The following is a 2,365-nucleotide window of genomic DNA, read 5'->3' on the forward strand; positions in this document are numbered from 1 at the left end:
TCGGACGTGGACCGGGAGACGGTACGGATCCTGCTCTCCGGCCGCCGCGAGGCGGTGGCCCCGCAGCCCGGCTGGACACTCGGCGTCTCCGCGCCCGCCCCGGTCACCGCCCTGCCCGAAGCCGACACCCAGGCCTCCCGCGCCCTGGGCCGCGCGGAGGCGACCCGTACGCCCCTGGTCACGCACCGACCCGGCATCGGAGGTCTGGCCGGCCTGATCCCGGCCGAGCGCGCCGAAGCCCATGCCCGAGCCCTTCTGGCCCCCCTCACGGGGCCCTTGGCGGAGACCCTGCGCTGCTGGCTGAGTCTGCACGGCGGCTGGGACCGCACGGCGGTGGCCCTGCGGATCCACCGCAACACGGTCCGCCAGCGCATCGCCCGGTGCGCGGCGCTGCTGGACATGGACCTGGACGACATGGACGTACGGACGGAGCTGTGGTTCGCGCTGCGGGAGCACAGGCCCTGAACCCGGCCCTGTCCGACCCGTGCCTTATGTTTCAGGGCGACGACTGACGCAACGAGCGACCGAGGCGACGGACGACCATGGCACGGGATTACGACAGCCAGCTACTGGAGTCGGTGGGAGTACGCCGGCGCAGAATGCGCGACGCGCTGCTGTTCGGCGCACAAAGGGCGCGACGCACGGCCGACGAGCGGCTCGGGAAGGTATTCGCGGGAATCGCCCTGGCAGCGGTGATGTGCGCGGGGTGCATCGGGTGGTCCTTCCTCCAGCACACGCTGGACAAGCAGAAGGCGGAGCAGGAGGAGCAGCAGCGCCAGGCACAGCAGTACGACCGCACCGGTTGAGAGGAAGCGGCGGAAGCGCTCATGGAATTCCGGGGAAATACCGGATGATTCCCTCGGATTGAGCGAAAAGACCACGGATACCGTTGCGCACCTTTGACCCCGAAAGCACTCGAAGCCGTGATGATAGGTTCCCGTAAGTGGTGACCACAGCGATAACTTCCCGGACCGAACTGAGCCGGGTGACCCTGGTCGGCGAGCGGCGCCGGGCCGACATCGTCCTCCCGTCGGACACCCCGATCGGCCAACTGCTCCCGGACATCCTCCAGGTGCTCGACGACCGGGTCGCCTCGCGCCCGCTGACACGGCAGTTGATGACGGCGGACGGATCGGCGCTGCCGCACGACAGCACACTGGCATCGGCAGGGGTCGCCGACGGGGCCGTGCTCCGGCTCGTCAGGACGCACTCCGCGCCGCCCGCTCCTGTGGTGCACGACGTCACCGACCAGGTGGCCGACGACCTCGATCTGCGGGCATGGCGCTGGCGGCCCGCCGCGCGCCGGGTCGCAGGGGGTGTGGCCACCGTCGTCCTCGCCGTGACCGCCGCATTGCTCGCCCGCCGCGAATTCCCGCTCGCAACCCTGGCCGGCTCCCTCGCCGCGGTCACGTGCGTACTGATGGCGGCCGGTGCCCTCGTCGCGAAGGCCGGGCAGGGGAACCGCGGCCTGGCGACGGCGCTCCTGTTCCTCTCCGGCACGCTCGGCGTCCTCGCCGCGTGGACCGCGGCCGACGCCTACACGTGGCCGGGCACCCTGCGTCTCGCCGCCGTCGCGGCAGCGGTGGTCCTGACCCTGGTACTGCTCGGTTACTTCTCACCGCTCGGCCGCGGCGGGCTCATCGGCGCCGCGACGACCGCCTCGCTCACCGTGGTGTGGGAGGGCGTCGCCGCCGTCCAGGGTGACCCGGCCCGGCTCGGAGCGGTCATGGCGGTCGTCTCGGTGGTCCTGCTGGGCCTGTTGCCCCGCCTGGCGCTGATGGCGTCGGGGCTGACCGCACTCGACGACCGCCGTTCGGGCGGCGTCTCCGTCAGCCGTCACGAGGTGGGCAACGCCCTCGCGGCCACGCACCGCGGCCTCGCGCTCGCGACCCTGGCCGCCTCGGTCTCGGCTGCGGGCGCCGGCTGGCTGATCACCCGGGCGGGGACGCAGACGGTGTGGACCGTGGTGCTGACCTCGGTTGTCGCCGTGGTCCTGCTGTCCCGGGCGCGCGCGTTCCCCCTGGTCGCCGAAGTGGTGGCGCTCTTCGCCGCCGCGGCGGTCCTCTTCGTACGCCTGGTGGTGCTGTGGACGCAGCACGACGGGGGCGCCGGGCCGGTCGCCGTGCTGGGTGCGGCAGCGGTTCTGCCGCTGCTCGTCCTGGCGGTACAGCCGCCGGAGCACGTGCGGGTCCGGCTCCGGCGCATGGCCGACCTGGTCGAATCCATCGGCATGGTGGGGCTCTTCCCGCTCGCCGTCGGTGTGTTCGGTGTGTTCGGACAGCTGCTCAACAAGTTCTGAGTCAACGCGCGGGCGCTCCGGCAGGGGCAGCACGGCGGAGAAGAAGGGCAGAGATGCCGAACGCGG

At 72.1% G+C, this 2,365-nt stretch carries 3 protein-coding genes; all 3 read left to right on the forward strand.

Annotated elements, in window-relative coordinates:
- Positions 1-465 (forward strand): helix-turn-helix domain-containing protein (locus VN520_RS20310; protein WP_325748354.1); only part of this gene is annotated, 465 nt, incomplete at its 5' end.
- 77 nt (positions 466-542) lie between these two features.
- On the forward strand, positions 543-806 hold the full coding sequence (locus VN520_RS20315; protein WP_325748355.1) for a hypothetical protein: 264 nt from the start codon (positions 543-545) through the stop codon (positions 804-806).
- A 152-nt stretch (positions 807-958) separates the two neighbouring features.
- Positions 959-2,299: a type VII secretion integral membrane protein EccD gene (gene eccD, locus VN520_RS20320; RefSeq protein ID WP_325748356.1), complete on the forward strand. Its 1,341-nt coding sequence runs from the start codon at positions 959-961 to the stop codon at positions 2,297-2,299.
- The last annotated feature ends 66 nt before the right edge of the window (positions 2,300-2,365 follow it).

Origin of the sequence: Streptomyces sp. (genome assembly GCF_035563135.1) — a bacterium.
In the GTDB taxonomy this organism is placed as follows: Bacteria; Actinomycetota; Actinomycetes; order Streptomycetales; family Streptomycetaceae; genus Streptomyces.